Consider the following 21,058-nt stretch of genomic DNA (forward strand, 5'->3'; position numbering starts at 1 on the left):
CGCCACGCCCTCCCCGAGGAGACCATGAACGCCCCGCAGACCCTGCCTGAAGCCGATCCCTCACGCCAGGTCCGCCAGCTCGTGGAGGCGGTGTTGCCGGACGCGCGGGTCGAGGACGTCACCACCCTGGGACCGGACGGCGGCCCGGGCAACGACCTGACCGAGAAGGCCGCCGGCTACGGCGTTCCCCGGCGGATCACGGTGGTGAGGCCCGACGGCTCGACGCAGCGGCTGGTCCTGCACACGTCGACCGCCAACGCGTTCGGGCACGACAGGCGATCGGATCGCGCGGCGGAGATGCTGCTCTCGTTCGACACCTTCGGGTCGATCCCGGCGCACGTGGAGGTCGTGGACGTCGGCTCGCTGACCCGCGACGGGCGCTTCCTGTCCCTGCGGGACGCGGGCGAGTTCTACCTCCTGACCACGTACGCCGAGGGGGACGTCTACGCCGCGGATCTGCGGCGGATCGCGAAGGAGCGCCGCGCGCGCCCGGAGGATCTGGTGCGCTGCGAGGCGCTCGCCAGGTACCTCGTCGCGCTCCACGGCGCGAAGGGCGCGCAGCCGGGCAGCTACCGCCGCGCGGTGCGCGACCTCGTGGGCCACGGCGAGGGCATCTTCGGCATCATCGACGGCTATCCGGACGACGTGCCCGGCGCGCCGCCCGCCCGGCTCCAGGCCATCGAGCGGCGCTGCGTGAAATGGCGCTGGAAGCTCCGCGGCCGCGACCAGCGGCTCGCGCGCACGCACGGCGATTTCCACCCGTTCAACATCGTGTTCAACGAGGCGTCGCAGCTCACGCTGCTCGACACGAGCCGCGGATCCCAGGGCGACCCCGCGGACGACGTCACCTGCCTCGCCATCAACTACGTCTTCTTCGCGCTGGGCGCGCCCGGCGCATGGCAGGGCGGCCTCCGCGCGCTGTGGCAGCGGCTCTGGGACGTCTACCTCGGCTGGAGCGGCTCCGCGGGCGTGCTCGACGTGGCGGCGCCGTTCCTCGCGTGGCGCGCGCTCGTGCTGGCCAACCCCGGCTGGTATCCCGCGGTCACGGCGAGCGCGAGGGACGCCCTGCTCGGCCTCGTGGAGCGCGCCCTCGACGCCCCGCGCTTCGATCCGGCCGACGCCGAGAGGCTCTTCGCGTGAGCGGCGGGGTCGTCTGGATCACGGGGCTCCCCGCGTCGGGCAAATCCACCCTGGCCGCGCGGGCGCACCGCGAGCTCCTCGACGAAGGCCGGGCGAGCTGCCTGCTCGACGGCGACGAGGTGCGCGACGCGCTCGTCCCGCGGCCCGGGTATGCGCCGCGAGAGCGCGACGATTTCTACGAGACCCTCGCGCGGCTCGCGGCGCTGATCGCGCACCAGGGGCCGATCGTGATCGTGGCGGCGACCGCGCACCGCCGCGCCTACCGGGAGCGCGCCCGCGCGCTCGCGCCGCGGCTCGTCGAGGTGCACATGGATGTCCCTCCCCGGGTCTGCCGCGAGCGCGATCCGAAAGGGCTCTACCGGGCCGCCGGCGCCGGCGAGATCGACGCGCTCCCCGGCGCAGGCCCCGACTACGAGGCGCCGCCCGCGCCGGAGATCGTCGCGCGCGGCGGCGAGGATGAAGCGGCGCTCGGGGCGATCCTGGAGCGCGCGAGATCGTGGGCGGCCGCCGCGGAAGCGCGCTCATGGTAGGCTCCCGCGCCGTGCCCGCGCACGAGACGCTCTTCGACGAGATCAAGCGCTACGTTCGCTTCGACGACGAGGACGCGGGCTGGCTGGCCGCCTTTCGCGCGCACGCGGAGCCGCACTTCCCCCGCATCGCGGACGAGTTCTACGATCGCATCCGCGAGCACGAGGGCGCGCACGAGGTCTTCACCGGCGAAGAGCAGGTGGAGCGCCTCAAGCGATCGCTCGTCCGCTGGATGACGCGGATCTGCACCGGGCCCTACGACGACGCGTACTTCGACGAGACCGCGAAGATCGGGCGGATCCACGTCCGGGTCGGCCTGCCCCAGCGGTACATGTTCACGGCGATGACGCTCATCCGGCTCGCGTTCTACGAGATCGCCGAGGGCACGCTCGGCGCGCAGGCGATCCCGGTCCGATCCGCGGTGAGCAAGGTGCTCGATCTCGAGCTCGCCATCATGCTGGAGACGTACCGGGACGACTTCCTCGCGCGCGCGCAGCGCGCCGAGCGCCTGGACCGGGAGGAGGTCGGCCGCACGCTCGCGCGCACGGAGCACCGGTACAAGAGCGCGGTCGAGCTCGCGCGCGTCCTCGTCGTGGGCCTCGACGCGCACGCGGTCGTGCGGCTCTTCAACCGGGAGGCCGAGCGGATCACCGGGCTCGGACGCGAGGACATCCTCGGGATGCCGTTCGTCGAGATGCTCCTCCCCGAGGAGATCCGCGCGGATCACGGCGCGCTCGTGGAGGACGTCGCCGCGGGCCGCCGCGCCGGCGCCGACCTCCTGGAGAGCAGCCTCCGCACGCGCGCCGGCAAGATCCGCGACGTGCGATGGCAGCTCGCGTACGCCCCCTCCGCGGCGGACGACGAGGTGGTGCTGTTCGCCATCGGCCAGGACACGACCGACGAGAACGCGCTCGCCGCGCGCGTGCGTCAGAGCGAGAAGCTCGCCGCGGTGGGGACGCTCGCGGCCGGCCTCGCGCACGAGATCAGGAACCCGCTCAACGGCGCGCAGCTGCACGTGACCTTCCTCGAGCGGGGGCTCGCGCGCGCCGGCATGAACGACCCGGACACCGTGGAGGCCATCCAGGTCGTCCGCGACGAGATCCGCCGCCTGTCGGAGCTGGTGAGCGAGTTCCTGGACTTCGCCCGGCCGAAGCCGCTGGTCCTGAAGCCGACGTCGGTCGTCTCGCTCTGCGAGCGGGTGGCGCGCGTCGCCGTGGCGTCGGACGGCGACGGCGCCGGCACACACGTCGAGGTGAAGGTCGATCTGCCCTCGACCGACATGGTGCTCGACCTCGATCCCGGGAGGATCGAGCAGGTCCTGCTGAACCTGCTCCGCAACGCGATGGAGGCGGCGGGGTCGGCCGGAGGCGGCACCGTCACCCTCCGCGCGCGCCGGAAGCCGCGCCACGCCCTCCTCGAGGTGGAGGACGACGGCCCCGGGGTCGCGAGCCCGGACGCGCCGATCTTCGACCCGTTCTACTCGACGAAGCCGGACGGCACCGGGCTCGGCCTGGCCATCGCACATCGCATCATCACCGATCACGAGGGGACCATCGATTTCCAGAGCCGCCCGGGGAAGACGCTGTTTCGCGTGACGCTGCCGATCCGCCTGTCCGGCTGAGCTCCCCGCCGTCCGCTGGCGCGCGGGCGCCCCCCGGCGCTGGCACGCAAGTTGGTAGATCGCCCAGCGTGGAACCACGCAGCATCATCGAACAGCCGCTGATCCTCCTCGTGGACGACGACATCCGCACCGCTCGCCTGCTCGCGCGCCTGCTCGAGGACGACGGCTTCCGGGTGGAGCTGGCCACCGACGGCGCCCTCGCGATCGCGCGGCTCGCCCGGACGCCGGTCCCCGACGTCCTGGTGACCGACTTCCGCATGCCCCACGCCGACGGCATCGCGGTGGCGCGCTTCGCGCGGTCGCTCCGGCCCGATCTCCCGCTCTTCGTGCTCACCGGCTACCCCGTGCTCGCGGCGCGGCTCGGGCGAGGGCTCGTCCCCGAGGCGGTGGTGCACACAAAGCCGGTGGACTACACCGCCCTGAGCGCCGAGCTGCGCTCCAGCGTGGAGGCGGTGTCCTCCCGCGCCGCGCACGCGCAGCCGAGCGCTGCGGCCCCCGGCCCGCTCCCGTCCCCCATCCCGGCCTGAGCCCCCGACGCGAGCCGGCGATCGCCCTCCCGGGCGAACGGCTTGCGCCCCCGTGCAACCGCTGCGATCCGTCACCCCGCCGCGGCCGGCTGGCAGGCCGCCGCGCGGCCTCCCTCCGCCATGGAGCCCGAGCCTGCGGCGCGCCGTGGACGCGGGCGCGCGACGCAGGGAGCCGGGAGCCGGGCGGGGGCGGCGTGGCGCGCATCGTGCTTTGGATCCGGGCATGTCCCTGTGCCGATTTGAACATGGCGCCGTGTGCGCAGAGCTCACCGAGACCGCGATCGACGTCGCGCGCAGGATGCGCGAGTTCCGCGTGGGCTGCGTCGTCGTCACGCAGGGCGCGCGCGCCATTGGCATCCTCACCGATCGCGATCTCGTGATGCGGGTGATGGCCGACGCGCGCGACCCCGGAAAGACGCTCGTGTCCGAGATCGTGACGTACGATCCCACGACGCTCCAGCAGACCGACAGCATCGAGACGGCGCTCCGCCTGATGCGTGAACGCGGCGTCCGGCGGCTGCCGATCGTCCGTCACGACGGCAACGTGACCGGCATCGTCACGGCCGACGATCTCATCGTGATGCTCGCCTCGGCGCTGGCAGACCTCGGCGCCGGCATCCGCGACAACGTCGACGCGACCGAGAGCCGCTGACGGCTCCTCGTCCTTTCCGGCAGACCGCACGACGCGCCGCTCGCCCCGCGGCCCTTGCGCCACCCTCCGGGCGGTGCTTGCCTGCCGCGCCGTCGCCGACGGAGGCCGCCGCAGCCGGAGGAGCGCCACGACGCGCCTCCTTCGACCACGGCGCGGTATCCTCTGGCGGTCTTCGGAAGGGACGACATGAACGCTGAGAAGAGACAGGGCTCGCGGGTGCTCGTCGTGGACGACGAGGCGAGCGCGCGCTCGGGGCTGGAGAAGCTCCTGCGACAGGAGGGCTACGCTGTCGACGCGGCGGCGGACGGCGTCGAGGCGCTCGAGGTCGCGGCGGAGCGGCCGCCGGACGTCGTGGTCACCGATCTGAAGATGCCGAACATGGATGGCGTGACGCTGCTCGGGAAGCTCCGCGAGCAGGACCCATCGCTGCCGGTGATCGTCGTCACCGCGTTCGGCGATGTGAGCTCGGCGGTGCAGGCGATGCGGGCCGGGGCCGAGGACTACCTGACGAAGCCGGTCGACTTCGACGCGCTCCTCCTCTCCCTCGAGCGCGCCCTCGAGCGGAGCGCGCTCCGGGTCGAGGCGGAGAACCTCCGCCGGCAGCTGCGCGAGCGCGAGGGAGAGGGCGTGGAGGGGCTCATCGGGACGAGCCCGGCGATGCAGAAGGTCTACCGGATGGCCCGGCAGGTGGCGGGCGCGCGGGCGACGGTGCTCATCACCGGCGAGAGCGGCACCGGCAAGGGGGAGCTCGCGCGCGCCATCCACGCGAAGGGCCCGCGCGTCAAGGGCCCGTTCGTGACGCTGCACTGCGCGGCGCTCGCGGAGTCGCTGCTCGAGAGCGAGCTGTTCGGCCACGAGCGCGGCGCGTTCACCGGCGCCGACAAGCGGCGCATCGGGCGGTTCGAGCAGGCGCACGGCGGGACGCTCTTCCTCGACGAGGTCGGCGAGATCGCGCCGTCGACGCAGGTGAAGCTGCTCCGCGTGCTCCAGGAGCGGAAATTCGAGCGCGTCGGCGGGAACGACACCGTGTCGGTCGACGTGCGGCTCATCGCGGCCACGAACCGCGATCTCGCGGCGGCCGTGCAGGAGGGCCACTTCCGGGAGGACCTCTACTACCGGCTCAACGTCGTCCACATCGACATGCCTCCGCTGCGCGTCCGCGACACCGACGTGCTGCTCCTCGCGAATCACTTCCTCCGCCGGTTCGCCGCGGAGAACCACCGCAAGATCGAGGGGTTCGCCGACGAGGCGCGGGCGAAGCTCGTCGCGCACCGGTGGCCGGGGAACGTGCGCGAGCTCGAGAACGCGATCGAGCGGGCCGTCGTGCTCTGCGACGAGACGCGCATCGACGCGGAGCACCTCCCCATCGACGCGGCGCCGGTCGCCAAGGGAGCCCTGCGGATCCCGGGCGCCACCATGGCGGAGATCGAGCGCTATGCGATCCTGTCGACGCTGGAGGCGACGAACGGCTCGACGACGCGCGCGGCCGAGCTCCTCGACATCAGCATACGCACCATCCAGTACCGCCTGCACGAGTACGGCCTGACGGCGAAATCCAAGCGATCGCCGGCCACGGAGTAGGCGCCGCGCGACGCCGGCGCAGGCGCCTCGTCAGACCACGTCGTGCATCCAGCCGTGCCGGTCGGGGGCGAGGCCGTGCTGGATGTTGAGCAGCGCCTCGCGGAAGCGCGCCGCCACCGGCCCCGTCTCGTTGTTGTGGATGGCGAAGCTCTCCTCTCGCGACTTCACGGCGCCGATCGGCGTGATGACCGCGGCCGTGCCGCACGCGAACGCCTCGGTCATGCGGCCCTCGCGCACCGCCGCGCCCCACTCGTCGAAGGTGACCTTGCGCTCCTCCGCGCCATAGCCGAAATCCCGGGCGAGCTGGATGATGCTGTCGCGGGTGATCCCCGGGAGGAGCGTGCCTGTCAGCTCGGGCGTCACGAGCACCGTGCGCCCGCCCTCCTCGTAGACGAAGAAGATGTTCATTCCCCCCATCTCCTCGACGACCTTGCGATGCACCGCATCGAGCCAGACCACCTGCGCGCAGCCCTCCGCCGCGGCGTTCATCTGCGCGAGCAGGCTCGCGGCGTAGTTGCCGGCGAACTTGGCCGCGCCCGTGCCGCCAGGCGCCGCCCTGACGAAATCCTCCGAGATCCAGACCGTCACCGGCTTCACGCCCTGGGGGAAATACGCGGCCGCGGGGGACGCGATCACCAGGAAATCGTACTCGCGTGACGACCTCACCCCGAGCGCCACCTCGGTCGCGAACATCAGCGGTCGGATATACAGGCTCTCGCCCACCGCCGCGGGCACCCACGCGCGATCCTGGCGGATCAGTGCGTCGACGGAGCCCACGAACAGCGGGACCGGCATCTCCGGCATCGCGAGCCGCCGGGCAGAGCTGTTGAAGCGGTGCGCGTTCGCCTCCGGCCGGAACGTCCTGATGCGCCCGTCCGGCTGGCGGTACGCCTTGAACCCCTCGAAGATCGCCTGACCGTAGTGCAGCACCATGGCCGCGGGATCCAGCGTGAGCGGCGCGTACGGCTTGAGCTGCCCCCGGAGCCAGCCCCTGTCCGCCGCGTACGGGATCACGACCATGTGCTCCGTGAACACGCGCCCGAAGCCGGGGTTCTGCATGCGCTGCGCGCGCTCCGCGTCGCCGAGAGGGTGCTGCGTGGGGAGGATCTCGAGTTCGACCTTCGTGGCGGACGCGCTTTCGGTGCTCATCGTGCTCGACTTCCGCGACGGACGGCGATCGATCCGGCTCAAGGGAGCCGGTGCGCGCTCTCGTCGTGCGGCATTTTTCGGAAGAATCCTGGCAAGATGCAAGCACTTTCTCGCAGGAAAGCGGCGCCGGCGCGCGGGCTGTTCAAGGCGGGAAGGCGCGAAGATGCCGGAGCTTTTCTTCCAGCGTTCCCGCTTTACACGTCTTCGCCCCCGGCGACAGCGCGATCGGCCGGCGGCGGATCACGCACGCAAATAAGGGTTTGTGTCGCGCTCCTCACCGATGGTCGTGGAGGGGCCGTGTCCGGTCACCACCCGGGTCGACGGGTCGAGCGTGAGCAGCTTGCTCCGGATGGATGTGAAGATCGCCTGCGCGTCGCCTCCCCAGAGGTCGGTCCTGCCGATGCCGCGCCGGAACAGGGTGTCCCCGGTGAACGCCACCGCGCCCGTCGGCGAGAGGGCCAGGAACGACACGCTGCCCGGCGTGTGCCCCGGCGTGTGGAGCACGTGCAGATCGAGCCCGCCGGCCTTCACGACCGCGCCGTCGTTCAGGTCGCCGTCGAGCTCGCAGCGCTCCGGCAGCGCGATGCCGAGGAACGCCGCCTGGTCGGGGAGCAGATCATAGAGGAAGCGGTCGGCCTCGTGGATGCGCGCCGCGGCGCCCGACCAGCGCTGGAGAGGCGCGGTGGCGCCGACGTGATCGATATGGGTGTGCGTGTGCACGATGGCCGCGACCGTCGCCCCGGCCTGCTCGAGGCGCGCGCGGATCCTGTCGAAATCGCCCCCGGGGTCGATGACGACCGCGGCCTTGCTGGCCGGGTCGACGACGATCGAGCAGTTGCAACCCAGCGGACCGACGGCAAACGTCTCGAGCAGCACGGGGCGGGCTTGTAGCACGCCGCGCCCCGGCCTCCACGCGCGACCTCTATTTCGGGGCGCTCACGATGGTGCCGCCCATGCCGAGCCCGTTGGTCCAGTAGACGCGGTTCGCGTCGAGGGCGATGCCGAAGGGCGACAGCTCCCTGGCGGCGAAGGCCCCGATGATGCCGTTCGGCAGCATCCGCATGATGTGCGGCGACGTCGGGTCGGTCCAGTAGACGCCCGTCGCGTCGGCGACGATGCCCCTCGGGTTCCCCTGCTCCGTGACGATCGCCGTGGGCTCTCCTCCGGTCTTGGCCACGCGCATGACCGTGCCGGTCCTGCTGGTCGTCCAGTACACGTGCGTCGCGTCGATCGCGATCTCGCGCACCTCGCCTTGCTCGGTCGCCAGCTCGTTGAACGGACCATCGCCCGTGGAGTCCTTCGGCGCGGACATCACCCGGCCGATCTCGTCGCGGACCGTCCAGTAGACATGGGTCGCGTCGACCGCGAGCGCGTGGGTCGTCCCCCCGCGGTTCGAGATGGTGACGAACGGTCCATTGCCGTCCGAGTCCTTTCGCGCGCGGACCACGGAGCCGCCGCGCTCGCGGTTCGTCCAGTAGACGAACTCGTCGTCGAGCGCGACGCCGAACGGGGCGGCCTGCCCTGCGGCGATGGCGATCGGCGCCTCCTCGCCGCCGATGCGCGCCCTCATCACCTGGCCGTCGTTCATGCCGCTCCGACCCTGGTTGGCCCAGAAGACGTGGGTGTCGTCGGCCTTGATGTCGGCCGGCTCCGGCTGATCGGTGGCGAGGTTGATCGCGCTGGTCTCGCCGGGCGACCACTGCCTGATGACGCCCTGCTCCCCGTTGGTCCAGAACACAGTGCCGCGGGAGACCGCGATGTACAGCGGATCCTGCTGGCCGGAGACGTGGGTTGTGGTGCCGGCGCAGACGCCGGCCCGGCAGACGCCATCACACACGACGGGGCACGTGCCGCAGTGGAGGGCGTCGTTCGTCACGTTGATCTCACAGCTGTTCTCCTCGTCCGCGTCGCAGTCGACGTAGACGTCGCCGCACACCGGCGGCTCGTCGACGATGACGGGCCCCGCGCCCGCGCCCCCGGTACCCGCGCCTGCGCCCCCGCCCGCCTCGCCCCCGTCGCCGCCCACGCCCGCCGCGCCCCCGTCGCCCGGGGCGCCGCCCTCGCCTCCGCTCGCGGAGGTCGCGCTCCCCGGTCCAGAGCCGCCGGTAGCGAAGAGGCTCGACGCATCGGGAGCGGAGCAAGCTGCCACGGAAAGCCCGGAGAAGAGCGCGAGGAGAACGGTGCGACGCATTGTGCTCTGCATGGAAACCTCCACGAATACAGGCTACACGAGCCCGTCGAGAAAGCGCATCTGCGAACTTGGCGTGTTGCTCAAACGGCGTTCGTCCACGCACGACGGGCGCCGATGTGGGCTGCTCGTGGCAGAACAGCCGGCGCGCGCCCGCCAGAGCAGGCTCGGCCGTCCGGCCGCGCGCGGGGCCGGAGCTCCGGCGAGGTCGCGGGGTCTGCGGAGAGGTGGTCGCGCTCCGCCGGCGACGGGCAGGCGCCGCCCGGCGCGCAATGGGGTCTCTCTCGACGGGGGTGCGGGCGCGACTCCGCATCTCGTTTCCAGCGTCTCTCCTTGTTCGCGCCGCCGCGGGCCACAGGCCATGAGGGCTCCTGGCACGCTGTCCGGCCGGAGGCACGATGCGCCTGCGCCTTCATCAGAGCAGGAGACGGCGCAGCCGGCGATTCCCCGTCACGGCGGAGCGGTCGAATCCCGGGCGCGTGGCCACACGGGCACGACGATCTGCGGGCAGGCCCTCGCGGCAGCCCCTCGCCGAGGGGGGCGAGCGCTGCCGTTCCCGGGCTCGCTCGGGAGGCGCGGCTCACCCGTGCTCCGCGAGCTCCAGCCTCGGCGCCGCCCGCACCCGCGCGGGCGCGCTTCCCGCCCGCGCGCCGATCCGTGACGATGGCGCTGGGCACGGAGGGGCGCTACCCTCCGAACGCCCGGTGCGTGAGCGTATGATGTCAGCAAGGGTGGAACCGCCGTTCCACCGCGAGACGCCTTGCGGGCGCGGCGCGGCTGTACCCGCCCTGCGCGGCGGCGCGGCCTGCGCGCGAGGGGTTCGGCCTGGAGGCGCCGACGCATGAACGGGCCCATGGTCATCGCGGGTGGTCAGGCGAGCTCCGCGGCGCACGAGCGGGCCATGACGCTCATCGGGCGCACGCTCCTCCACCGGTACCGTATCGAGGAGCTCGTCGCGATGGGCGGCATCGCCGCCGTCTTCAGGGCCACGAAGCTCGCGACCGGCGAAGACGTGGCCGTCAAGGTGCTCCACCCGGACGCCGAGGAGCTGCCGGAGCTCATCGAGCGCTTCGAGCGCGAGGCCATCGCCGGCCGCCACATCTTCCACCCCAACGTCGCGGCGGTCTACGAGATCAACCAGCTCGACGACGGCGCGTGGTTCATGGTGATGGAGTTCATCCGCGGCATCACGCTGCGCAAGCTCCTCGACCAGGGCCCCATCCCCTCGCCGCGCGCGGCGAACATCGCGCGCCAGATCGCGACGGCGCTGAACGCAGCGCACGATTTCGGGATCGTGCACAGGGACGTGAAGCCGCTCAATATCATGGTCCTCGACGGGCCGGAGGAGCGCGTCCAGCTCATCGATTTCGGCCTCGCCAAGGTCCCGATCGAGCAGTTCTCGTTCACGGACGAGGGCTCGCGCCGCTCGCTCACGAACGCGGGGGTGCTGCTCGGCACGATGGCGTACATGGCGCCCGAGGCGGCGCTCGGCATGCGCTCGATCGACCGGCGGGCCGATCTCTACGCGCTCGGCATCATCCTCTACGAAATGCTCGCGGGCCAGCACCCCTTCACGGCGGTCGAGCCCTCGGCGCTGTTCGCGCAGCACCGATCGACCGAGCCGCCGCCGATCGCCGAGCGCTCCCCCGGCATCGTCGTCCCGCCCGCGCTCGAGGCGGTCGTGATGCGCCTGCTCGCCAAGGATCCGGATCACCGCTTCCCCCACGCGCGCGCCGTGCTCGTGGCGCTCGACGCCGCCATGCAGAAGATGGGCGCGCGGGACAGCAGCCTCGGCATCGCCGCCCCGGCCAGCCTCCGGGCGGCCGCCAGCTTCATCGAGCGGCGGACCTCGCGCGCCGTGCTCGCCGGCGCCGGCATCCTGTTCTTCACGCTGGGGGGCGTGATCGCCTGGCTGCTCGTGTCGCGCTGAGCGCGCTCGATGGCTCCACGCGGGCCCCGCGGGGCTTCCCGGCCTACTCGCAGACGCCCACGGAGAGGCCCGCGATCGCCGCGAGGTCGACGCATCGCTTGCCGCCCGGGCACGGCTCGCCGCGCTCGCCGCGCGGATCGCAGAGATCGACGCACGCGCGCGCGGCCCCGTCGCACACGCTGCCGGGCGCGCAGGCGAAGGACGCGTCGCACGGCTGCCCGTCCGAGCCCGCGCCGGCGAACCAGCAGGACGTCGAGCCGTTGCCCCAGAACACGCAGGCGGCGCCGTTCTCGCAATCCTGCGCGAAGAGGTCGCAGCCGTCGCCCGGCGCGCAGGAGCCCCCGGTGGCGGAGGCGCCGTCGAAGAGGCACGCGCTCCCCGGCGCGCAGCCCGCGGCGTCGCGGCATGTCGCCGCGCAAACCTGGGCCGGGCTGCACGACTGCGCGGGCGCGCACTCCGAGGCGGCGAGGCACGTCTCGCCGGGGCCGGAGCCCGTCCTGGGCTCGCGCGCGAGGCTCGCCCTGCGGGGCAGCGCGAGCGCGTCGCGATCGAGGAGGACGCCCGATTTGTAGACGCGCGACACCCGCTCGAGCGCGCGGATGTCGGCGAGCGGATCGCCGTCGACCACGAGCACGTCCGCGAGCGCCCCCTCCTCGAGGCGACCGAGATCGGGCCGCCCGAGCACGTCCGCGGCCGCGCGCGTGGCGGCGGCGAGCGCCTCGATCGGCGGCATCCCGGCCTCGACGAGGAGCGCGACCTCGCGGCGCAGGGCGGGCCCGTGGAAGACGCCCGGGTTGCCGGCGTCGGAGCCGGCGGCGATGGCGACCCCGGCCTGATAGCAGGTGAGGAGGTTCGCGGCCGCGTGATCGCGCCACGCCCTCGAGAGCTCCTGGAAGCGCGCAGTCCTGAGCTCCGCGAGCAGGGACGGGTCGCGCAGGGCGGCGATCACGCCGGCCGGCACGTCGTCGGCGAGGGCGGGGTCGTCGAGCTCGGTGAGCGTGGCGTGGGCCGTGCGATACAGGCCGTCCGTCATCGAGAGGGTGGGGACGACGACCGCATGGGCAGCGGCCATCCTCCGCGCGAGCTCGGGCGAGATCCGCTCCTGGTCCGGGACGTGCGCGAAGAGCGTCACGCCGGCATCGAGCGCGGCCTCGATGTCGACGGCCTGTGTCGCGTGGGCGATGACCGGGACGCCGGCGGCCGCGGCGGCCTCGGCGATGGCCGCCACGGACAGGCGCGACAGGCGCGGGAGCGACCGGGATCCGCCCGACTCGAGCACGATCTTGATGACATCGGGGGCCCTCGGGACGAGCGCCTCGAAGGCCGCGGCGACGTCGGCGGGAGCGTCGATGAAGAGGCAGAAATCGCCGGGCGGGCTGCCGTGATAGCAGGGGTGTCCTCCGGTCGGAGTGAGCAGCGGCCCCGCGGCGAAGAGCTGCGGCGCGAGGAGCTCGCCGGCGTCGATGCGCGCTCGCTGCTCGAAGATGACGTGCTGGGACGAGCCGAGATCGAGGTAAGAGGTCACGCCCGCCCGGAGCATCGCCTTCGTGTGGTCCTCGAGGTGGAGCTCATCGTCGTAATAAGCATAGGGCCCGGCGACGCTCAGCGAGTGAACGTGGAGATCGATCAGCCCGGGGAGGACCGTCTTTCCGGCGACGTCCACGACCTCGCCGCCCCCGGCCTCGACGCCGGCGAGCGCGACGTCGCCGAAGACGACCTGCCGCACCCTGTCGCCCTCGATCACCACCGCTCCTCGGCCCGAGCGCGCGCCGTCGAACACCGTACCTCCCTTCAGCACGGTGCAGCCCGAACACGTTATCTCGGCCGCGGCGAGCGCCGAGGAGCCCTCCGCGGCGCCGCAGCCCGCGAGCGATGTTGACGCAACAAGGATACAAAAAGAGAGACGGCCCATCGCCGGCCCAAGCGAGGTACGATGCATGACACTCCTTTGCTGACGGGCGCCGAGCGCCCACGAGGGAGGCGGGCCGGGTACCGGAGGCGGCGCAGAAAGGCAATTGAATGAGGCGTCGCTCACGGCGCGATGAGTGCGCACGCGCAAACTGCCGGGTTATCCAGGATTGTTTGCGGCGAGCAGGACGACGCGAAGAAAGCGCTCCGTCCCGGTCGCCCCTCTCGGCTTTCCGGCCCGAGCGCGTGGCCGCTCCGGATCACAGGCGAGCTTGCCGACGTCTGGCACAGCGATCCGGACGAGAGATCCGCCAAGACGCCAAGGACGCCGGGAGGGCCGAGGAATTTCTCTTTATGGCGTCCTTGGCGTCTTGGCGGTTCAACTGCTTCTCGCCTTCTTCTCGCGTGAACGCCGCGATGGATCCGCGGTTTTATCGCGCTGTCCGCGGCCCCGGTCGCCCTGGATGACCAGGAGTCCGCTGGAGCCTCCGCTGCCCAGCAAGGAGTCGTCGGATTGACGAAGACCCTTTGCGTGCCCCACCTACTCGTGGGAGGCTCTGCGATGAGTGATTCGAACAACGGAAATGATGCGCCGAAGGATCTGGATGTCTCGATAAAGGAGCTCCGCAACGCCATCGACGATTTGTCGGGCAAGCTGGAGGCGATGGAAGTAGCGACTCCAGCCAGCTACAGATGCGGCTGTGGCGGCAGATGCGGCTGTGGCGGCAGATGCGGCTGTGGCGGCGGATGCGGCTGTGGCGGCGGATGCGGCTGTGGCGGCGGATGCGGCTGTGGCGGCGGTTGCGGCTGTGGCGGCAGGTGCGGTTGCGGTGGCAGGTGCCACTGTAGGTAGTCCTGAGACCAGCGTGGCCGAGGGATAGAGCTCCGGAGGAAGACGAGGAGCGCGAAGTACGCAGAATGGCATCGTCAATGGCATCGTCCCGTCTTCCCCGGCTCGCCACGACCGCGCGCGATCGCGCGCCGGCCGCCGGCGAGGCTCTCCTCCTCTTTGCTTGTCGGGGCACCGATCCCTGAGCGCCGGAATCGAACCTCTTTACCGAAGGTGCAGGGCGACGCCGGTCGAGGCGCCGCCGCGCTGCCCTTTCCTGGAGATCTCGCGTGGCCATTCAACTGCCCAGCTCCACGACCACCGCTCCCTCGCTCGACGGGACCGCCCCGCCCGAGCCGACGGAGGCGCACGAGAAGCTCGCGCGGGCGCGCGTCCTCGTGGTCGGGCTCGAGCCGTGGGGCGCCGTCGCGGCCATCGAGCTCGTGTCCGCGGGCGTCGGAGCGCTCCACGTCCTCGACGACATGGAGGTCACGGCGGACGATCTCGGCCCCTTCGCCGAGGCGGATCTCGGGAAGGATCGCGCGGTATCGCTCTCCCTCGCCCTGTCGCGGCTCGCTCCCGGCTGCGCGGTCACGGCCGGGACGCTGCTCGCCGAGGCGGATCGCCCGCTCGCCCTGGAGGACACCCGATGGGACCTGATCCTCGCGTGCGTCCCGGGCGATGATCTCCTCGTCTTTCAGAGCGTCGCCCGCTTCGCTCACGCGGCCTCCGTCCTCTCGCTCAGCGCGCACCTCGACGGGCTCGACGCGGTGATCGGCCCAGCCGTCGTGCCGGGCAAGACCGCGTGCTGGAACTGCTGCCGTCTCCGGCGGCTCGCGACCAGCGATCAGCCGGAGGCGGATCACGCGCTCCAGGCGCCGCTCCTCGCCGCGCGCCCCGCGCGCCGCGCGCGCACCTATCCCGCACCGATGTCGGCGTTCCTCGGCGACGCCGTCGCCCTCGCGGCCCTCGATCTGCTCGCGAACCGGGCCGCGTCCCGGCTCGCGGGCCAGCTCATGGTCCAGAACCTGATCGATCCGGAAACGTCGCTCCACGCCGTCCTGCGGATGCCCTGGTGCCCGGTCTGCGGCGGCGCCGCCGAATCCCGGCGCAACGGCAGCGCGCGCCGGCAATCGGGCGTGCGCCTCCGCGACGCGCGCGACCCCGCGGCGCTCCGGCGGATGCTCGCCGGCATCGTCGACGCGCGGACGGGCATCGTCCGGCGCCTCACGCTGGACGCGACGAGCCCGGTGCTCGCCCCCGAGGCGCCCGTCACGGCCACGGCGCTCCTCAGCGACACCAGAGGCGGCTCGGAGCGCGCTCACCGCTGCGATGAGCCGGAGGTCGGCACCGGAAAGGGCATCACGCCCGTCGAGGCCCTGATCCGGGCAACCGGCGAGGCGGTCGAGCGCTACTCCGCCGGGATCGTCGACCGCGACGCGCTGCTCCGCGCCTCGGTCGCCGAGATGAAGGGCGACTTCATCGCTCCGGAGCGGCTCTGTCTCTACGACGAGGAGCAGTACGCCCGGCCCGGGTTCCCCTTCGCGCCGCTCGATCCGGCCACGCCCATCGCGTGGGCCCTCGGGCGCTGGCTGGACACCCGCGCGCCCGTGTATGTGCCGGCGCTCCCGACCTACTACGGCTACTGCGCCGGGCCCGACGCTCACTTCTGCCAGGTGACGTCGAACGGGCTCGCCGCCGGCGCGACGCTCGAGGCCGCGTCGATGGGCGCCACGCTCGAGCTCATCGAGCGCGACGCGTTCATGATCTCGTGGCTCGCGCGCCGGCCGGGGCGGCGGATCTTGCCCGACGACACGGTCGACCGCGAGGTGCACGAGATTGCCCGGCAGCTCGAGGAGCGCGGCGCCCGGATCGAGCTGTACCTCCTCGACGCAGGCGTCGCGGTGCCCGTGGTCATGTGTGTGGGCTTCGGCGACGGCAAGCGCTGGCCCGGCGCGGTGGTCTCGATCTCCGCCCACCTGAGCCCCCTCACCGCGATCAGGAAAGCCATCCTGGAGCAGGGCCAGATAGGCAATTACATCTTCCGCCTGATGACGGGCGAGGAGATCGCCGTCCCCGAGCGGCCGGAGGACGTGCGCTCGCTCGAGGATCACGCGGTCTACTACCTTCCCCCGAGCCGCGCCGCGGCCTTCGCCTTCCTCCGCGACGGAGGCACGGTGACCGCCGCCGAGCTGGAAGAGCCCGAGGAGGTCACGCTCTCCGAGCTCGCCCGACGCGTGGAGGCCGCGGGGCTGCGCGTCGCGATCGTGGACGTGACTTCGCCCGATCTCGCGCCGACCCCCTTCCGCGTCGCCCGGGCCCTCGGGCCCGACTTCCAGCAGATCCACTTCGGCCACGAGCTCGCGCGGCTCGGCAATCCGCGCCTCCGCGCGATGGCCCCCCGCGGGATCAACCCTGACCCTCACCCGATGGCCTGAGAGAGGACACCATGGCAAGGAGCAAAGAGGCGGACGTCGCGCGGCTCTATCACCTCCAGTCCTCCCACGTGAGGTCGCGGGCGCTCGAGCCGCCGTTCGACGAGGATCTCCAGCCGCTCCGCTTCCGCACGTACGCCGGCTCCACGCGCACGCCGCTGCCCGGGCGCGATTTCTCGATCGACGCCCCGCTCGGCGCGGTGCTGGAGCGGCGGCGATCGGTCCGCGATTTCGCCCTCGGGCCGATGCCGGCGGCGACGCTCGGGCGGCTCCTCCACGCGAGCTACGGCGTCAGTGGCATGCGAAAAATCGAGGGTGAGTGGAACCATGATCGCCCGGCGCCCTCGGCCGGCGCCCGGTACCCGCTCGAGATCTACGTGGCGACGCAGGCCGTCGAGGGGGTCCCGGACGGCCTGCACCACTACGACGCGCGCGCGCACGAGCTCGAGCTCCGCCGGGAAGGCGTCGCCCACGCGGCGCTCGCGGAGCTGGCCGTGGACCAGGACATGGTCCTGAACGCCAACGTCGTGGTCGTCATCACGGCGATCCCGTTCCGCACGATGTGGAAGTACGGCCAGCGCGGCTATCGCTTCCTGTGGCTCGACGCGGGGCACCTCGGCCAGAACCTCTATCTCGTCGCGACGGCCCTGGGCCTCGGCCCGGTGGCGATCGGCGGCTTCTACGACGAGGAGCTCAAGCGCTTCCTGGCGCTCCCGCCCGAGGAGGACGCCATGTACCTCGTCTGCATCGGTCAGCCCGCGCCGGCAGAGGGCCGGACCGGGGCCCAGCAGGCCTGAACAGGGATCGTCGGAGAGCACCATGCCCAGCATTCGACTCAGCCGCTCGGCCAGCATCACGCCCACCGACGTGGGCGTCATCCTCCGCTCCGATCTCGGCGCCTTCCAGCTCACCGGCGCGGACGTGGGCGCGTTCCTCGAGCGGATGGTGCCGCTGCTCGACGGGTCGCGCGGCCGCGAGGCGCTCGTCGAGGCGCTCGCCGACTACTCGCCGCAGAGCGTGACCGCGTTCCTCGACCTGCTCGAGGCGCGCGGGCTGGTCGAGCCGGCGCCCGACGCGCCGCCGTCCGTCGATCGCGAGCGCCTCCGCGGGCAAGGCGAGTTCCTGCGCAGGTGGTCGTCGGCCCCGGAGCAGGCGGCCGAGCGGATCGCGCGCGCGCGCGTGCTCGTCGTGGGCCCAGAGCCCTGGGGCGCCGCGGCCGCCCTCGCGCTCGCGGCGGCGGGGATCTCGGCGCTGCGCCTGATCGACGGGCGCGGCGGCGCGGTCGACCCGCGCGACGTCGCGGGCGTCCAGGCGCGGGGCCAGGCGGCGCTCGGCGCGCCCCGCCGCGGCGCCGTGGCGGCGCTGATCCGCGAGCGCGCGCCGCTGTGCCGGGTGGACGAGAGCCCCGCCGCCGCGCTCCTTTCGGACGACCTCCTCGCGCCGGACGAGCGCCCCCACCTCCTCGTCGCGGCGGTGCGCGGCGACGACGCGGAGCTCCTTTCGCGCGTCGCGCGGTTCGGCCACCGCGCGCGGATCGCCTCCCTCTTCGCGCACCTCGCGGGGGCGACGGCCGTCCTCGGCCCCCTCGTGTTCCCGGGCGAGACGGCGTGCCGGGTCTGCGCGATGGCCGAGGCGCTGAGCCCCCTGCCCGCGGCCGCCCTCCGGGCCGAGCCCGCGCCCCACGCCGGCGCGATGGGGCAGCTGCTCGGCCACCTCGTGGCCATGGAGGCCCTCAAGGTGCTCTCGGCGTACACGCCCTCGAGGCTCGGGGGCCGGCTCCTGATCCAGGACCTCTCGACCTTCGAGACGTCGCACCACACGCTCGTGAGGCTGCCGTGGTGCAGGTGCTGCGGCGAGGGATGACGCGGGGGCGGAGGTGCTCTAGCCTGCAGCCGTGAAGAGGGCTCGCCCCCAAGCCGCCGCCTCACGCCTCGCCGACGCGCTCGCCAAGGCGGCCGTCGCCGGCGTTCCGGGCCTCCCGTCATGATCGGTCGAGTCCTCGACGACCGCTACGCGATGCTCCGGCTGCTCGGCCAGGGCGGCATGGGCGCCGTCTACGAGGCGCGGCACACCGGCACCGGCCGCCGCGTCGCGGTGAAGGTCATCCTCGGCCAGGCCGCCGACGACGAGCTCCTCCGCCGCTTCCAGCGCGAGGCGCGCGCGGTCGGCGCGGTCGAGTCGGAGCACATCGCGCAGGTGTTCGACACCGGGCGCGACCGCGAGACGGGCTCGCCGTACATCGCGATGGAGTTCCTCGACGGCGAGGACGTGCAGGCGCTCATCGAGCGGCTCGGCCCGCTGCCGGTCGATCTCGCGCTGCGCATCGGCCTGCAGGCGTGCCTCGGGCTCGAGCGCGCGCACGAGGCCGGCGTCGTCCACCGCGACATCAAGCCGGCGAACCTGTTCCTCGCGCGGAAGCAGGGCGGCCAGCGCGTCGTCAAGCTGCTCGACTTCGGCGTCGCCAAGATGACCGACCAGAGCCTCGGCAACGGCGGGATGACGAAGAGCGGCGCGCTGCTCGGCTCGCCCCTCTACATGTCGCCCGAGCAGGCGCGCGGCAGCGGCGCCATCGACGCGCGCTCGGACATCTGGTCGCTCGGGATCAGCCTGTACCACGCCCTGGCGGGGCAGCGCCCCAACCAGCACCTGACCGGCCTCGGCGAGCTCGTCCTCGCCATCTGCACGACCCCGGTGCGCTGGATCCAGGAGATCGCGCCGTGGGTGCCGCCGGAGGTCGCCCACGTTGTGCACCGGACGCTGATCATCGATCCGGCCGGCCGCACGGCGAGCGCCGGCGAGCTGGCGGCGGCGCTGCGCGCGTTCTTGCCGCACGGCGAGGCGATCGTCGAGGCGATGCTCGTGCCGCTCGACGCCGCCGTGCGCGCGTCGCGGGCGCCGTTCGGGTCCGCCGCGCCGTTCGGGGCCGCCGCGCCGTTCGGGGCCGCCGCGCCGTTCGGGGCCTCCTCGGGGCCGCCGCGCCTGTCGGGCGCGCCGTTCGACGCCGCCTCGACCCCGCAGCGCCTGTCGGGCGTGCCGTTCGGGCCGCACGCGCTGTCGGGCACGGCGCCCGCCACGAGCGTGGGGCTGTCGAGCCGCAGCGAGCGCCCGGCGTCGCGCGCGCCCATCGCCCTTGTCGCCGGCGGCGTGCTGGCCGCCGCGATCGCGGGCGGGGCCGGCGTCTACCTCGCGGTGCGCGGCGGGTCGCCCCCGGCCGCCCCCTCGGCCGCCCCTGAGCCCCCGCGCGCCGAGGTCGAGCCGCCGCCGCCGTCCGCGGGCGCCGAGACGAGGCCGGCGCCTCGCGCCGACACGCCGGCGCCGGGGGACGCGCCGGCGCCGGGGGACGCGCCGGCCGCGGCTTCATCGACGCCCGAGGCGCCCCCCTCGGCGACCGCGCGCGTCGCGGCGTCGGCGAGCGCGGGCGCCGTCGCGCGCCCGCCCGCGCCGAGGCCGCCCGCGGCCAGGCCGCCGTCGACTCCCAGGCCTCCGAGGAATGATGATGACGAGACATCGAGGAAATAGCCGCGTCGCGTGGTGTGTCGCCGCGCTCCTGTCGCTCTCCGCGGGCGTCGCCCGCGCGGAGCCCTCGGCGGATCAGGCCGCCGCGGCCGAGGCGCTCTTCCGCCAGGGGCGCGATCTCGTCGCGCAGGGCAAGCTCGTCGAAGCGTGCCCCAAGTTCGCGGCGAGCCAGCGGCTCGACCCGGGCTACGGCACCCAGTGGAACCTGGCGGACTGCCTCGAGCGGCTCGGCCGGACCGCGAGCGCCTGGGCCGCGTTCCGCGAGGCCGCGGACATGGCGAGCCGGGCTGGCCAGGCCGACCGCGAGGCGAAGGCGGCGCGCCGCGCGGCCGATCTGGAGAAGCGGCTCGAGCGCCTCGCCATCGCGGTGAGCGCGCCGGCCGACGGGCTCGTCGTGCGGCGCAACGGCGCGGTCCTCGACGCCGGCGCGTGGAGCGCGCCGCTCCCGGTCGACCCGGGCACGCACCGCATCGAGGCGACCGCGCCCGGCAAGAAGCCGTTCTCGGTGGAGGCGCAGACCGCCGGCCCCGGCAAGGTCGTCACGGTGGCGGTCCCGCCGCTCGAGGACGACCCCGCGGCGGCCGGGGCGACCGCGGCGGCCCCGTCGCAGCCCGGAGGGCCGTCCGCGCCGGCGCCCGGGGCGCCGCTCCGGCCGGTCGCGGGCGGCGACGGCGACGACGGCGCGAGCACCCGCCGCACCCTCGCCTTCGTGGCCGGCGGCGTCGGCGTCGCGGGCGTCGTGACCGGCTCGATCTTCGGGCTCATCGCCAGCGCGCGGTGGGGCCGGGCCCAGGACGACCACTGCCGGACCGCGACGCTCTGCGACGATCAGGGCGTGGCGCTGGTCGACGACGCCAAGAGCGCGGCGACGCTGTCCAACATCGGCTTCGTGGTCGGCGGGGTCGGGCTCGCGGCCGGCGTCGCGCTGTTCGTGACGTCGCTCGGCGACGCCGAGCCCGCGGCGGCGCGGATCGTGGTCACGCCCGCCATCGGGACCACCGGAGGCGGGCTCGGGATCCAGGGCCGCTTCTGACGGGCGGCAGCGCAGGCAGGA

The 21,058-nt window shown here is 73.3% G+C and carries 16 protein-coding genes; 12 read left to right on the forward strand and 4 right to left on the reverse strand.

Translation table 11 applies throughout. The features are described 5' to 3' along the window. Positions 1 to 24 precede the first annotated feature (24 nt). The 6 genes from WMF17_RS30780 to WMF17_RS30805 all read left to right on the forward strand — a co-directional run bounded on the left by WMF17_RS30780 (position 25) and on the right by WMF17_RS30805 (position 6,049). Complete coding sequence (locus WMF17_RS30780; protein WP_437644503.1) at positions 25 to 1,140, forward strand: phosphotransferase; 1,116 nt, start codon at positions 25 to 27, stop codon at positions 1,138 to 1,140. Beyond that, a complete protein-coding gene (locus tag WMF17_RS30785) occupies positions 1,137 to 1,670 on the forward strand; it encodes an adenylyl-sulfate kinase (RefSeq protein ID WP_437596749.1) in 534 nt (177 codons plus the stop codon). Before WMF17_RS30780 ends, WMF17_RS30785 begins: the two co-directional genes overlap by 4 nt. After that, a complete protein-coding gene (locus WMF17_RS30790; protein WP_437644505.1) occupies positions 1,664 to 3,289 on the forward strand; it encodes a protoglobin domain-containing protein in 1,626 nt (541 codons plus the stop codon). Before WMF17_RS30785 ends, WMF17_RS30790 begins: the two co-directional genes overlap by 7 nt. Positions 3,290 to 3,357: 68 nt before the next feature. After that, positions 3,358 to 3,816, forward strand: coding sequence for a response regulator (locus tag WMF17_RS30795; protein WP_437596752.1), 459 nt, complete (start codon positions 3,358 to 3,360; stop codon positions 3,814 to 3,816). 223 nt (positions 3,817 to 4,039) lie between these two features. Beyond that, entirely contained in the window at positions 4,040 to 4,468 is a 429-nt protein-coding gene (locus tag WMF17_RS30800; protein WP_437644507.1) for a CBS domain-containing protein, read from the forward strand. A 186-nt stretch (positions 4,469 to 4,654) separates the two neighbouring features. Continuing rightward, positions 4,655 to 6,049 (forward strand): sigma-54-dependent transcriptional regulator, encoded by a 1,395-nt coding sequence (locus WMF17_RS30805; RefSeq protein WP_437596754.1) that lies wholly within the window; start codon positions 4,655 to 4,657, stop codon positions 6,047 to 6,049. Between the two features lie 30 nt (positions 6,050 to 6,079). On the opposite strand, the gene WMF17_RS30810 is transcribed toward WMF17_RS30805, so the two are convergent. The 3 genes from WMF17_RS30810 to WMF17_RS30820 form a co-directional block, all read right to left on the reverse strand. Beyond that, complete coding sequence (locus WMF17_RS30810; RefSeq protein WP_437596756.1) at positions 6,080 to 7,198, reverse strand: branched-chain amino acid aminotransferase; 1,119 nt, start codon at positions 7,196 to 7,198, stop codon at positions 6,080 to 6,082. Positions 7,199 to 7,438: 240 nt separating this feature from the next. Continuing rightward, positions 7,439 to 8,074, reverse strand: coding sequence for an MBL fold metallo-hydrolase (locus WMF17_RS30815; RefSeq protein WP_437644509.1), 636 nt, complete (start codon positions 8,072 to 8,074; stop codon positions 7,439 to 7,441). A 46-nt stretch (positions 8,075 to 8,120) separates the two neighbouring features. Then, positions 8,121 to 9,389, reverse strand: coding sequence for a hypothetical protein (locus WMF17_RS30820; RefSeq protein WP_437644511.1), 1,269 nt, complete (start codon positions 9,387 to 9,389; stop codon positions 8,121 to 8,123). Between the two features lie 838 nt (positions 9,390 to 10,227). Between WMF17_RS30820 and WMF17_RS30825 the strand changes: the two genes are divergently transcribed. Next, on the forward strand, positions 10,228 to 11,316 hold the full coding sequence (locus WMF17_RS30825; RefSeq protein ID WP_437644513.1) for a serine/threonine-protein kinase: 1,089 nt from the start codon (positions 10,228 to 10,230) through the stop codon (positions 11,314 to 11,316). 43 nt (positions 11,317 to 11,359) lie between these two features. On the opposite strand, the gene WMF17_RS30830 is transcribed toward WMF17_RS30825, so the two are convergent. Then, complete coding sequence (locus WMF17_RS30830; RefSeq protein ID WP_437644514.1) at positions 11,360 to 13,114, reverse strand: amidohydrolase family protein; 1,755 nt, start codon at positions 13,112 to 13,114, stop codon at positions 11,360 to 11,362. 1,229 nt (positions 13,115 to 14,343) lie between these two features. On the opposite strand from WMF17_RS30830, the gene WMF17_RS30835 reads away from it, so the two are divergent. The 5 genes from WMF17_RS30835 to WMF17_RS30855 all read left to right on the forward strand — a co-directional run bounded on the left by WMF17_RS30835 (position 14,344) and on the right by WMF17_RS30855 (position 21,037). Then, positions 14,344 to 16,491, forward strand: a complete 2,148-nt coding sequence (locus WMF17_RS30835) for a TOMM precursor leader peptide-binding protein (RefSeq protein WP_437596762.1) — start codon at positions 14,344 to 14,346, stop codon at positions 16,489 to 16,491. Between the two features lie 11 nt (positions 16,492 to 16,502). Then, positions 16,503 to 17,285 (forward strand): SagB/ThcOx family dehydrogenase, encoded by a 783-nt coding sequence (locus WMF17_RS30840; RefSeq protein ID WP_437596763.1) that lies wholly within the window; start codon positions 16,503 to 16,505, stop codon positions 17,283 to 17,285. Positions 17,286 to 17,307: 22 nt separating this feature from the next. Further along, positions 17,308 to 18,351: a TOMM precursor leader peptide-binding protein gene (locus WMF17_RS30845; RefSeq protein WP_437644516.1), complete on the forward strand. Its 1,044-nt coding sequence runs from the start codon at positions 17,308 to 17,310 to the stop codon at positions 18,349 to 18,351. A gap of 120 nt (positions 18,352 to 18,471) precedes the next feature. Next, on the forward strand, positions 18,472 to 20,007 hold the full coding sequence (locus WMF17_RS30850; protein ID WP_437644518.1) for a serine/threonine-protein kinase: 1,536 nt from the start codon (positions 18,472 to 18,474) through the stop codon (positions 20,005 to 20,007). Next, positions 19,985 to 21,037, forward strand: coding sequence for a hypothetical protein (locus tag WMF17_RS30855; RefSeq protein WP_437644520.1), 1,053 nt, complete (start codon positions 19,985 to 19,987; stop codon positions 21,035 to 21,037). The genes WMF17_RS30850 and WMF17_RS30855 overlap by 23 nt, the downstream gene beginning before the upstream one ends. The last annotated feature ends 21 nt before the right edge of the window (positions 21,038 to 21,058 follow it).

The organism is Sorangium sp. So ce362 (assembly GCF_051519845.1).
In the GTDB taxonomy this organism is placed as follows: Bacteria; Myxococcota_A; Polyangia; order Polyangiales; family Polyangiaceae; genus Sorangium.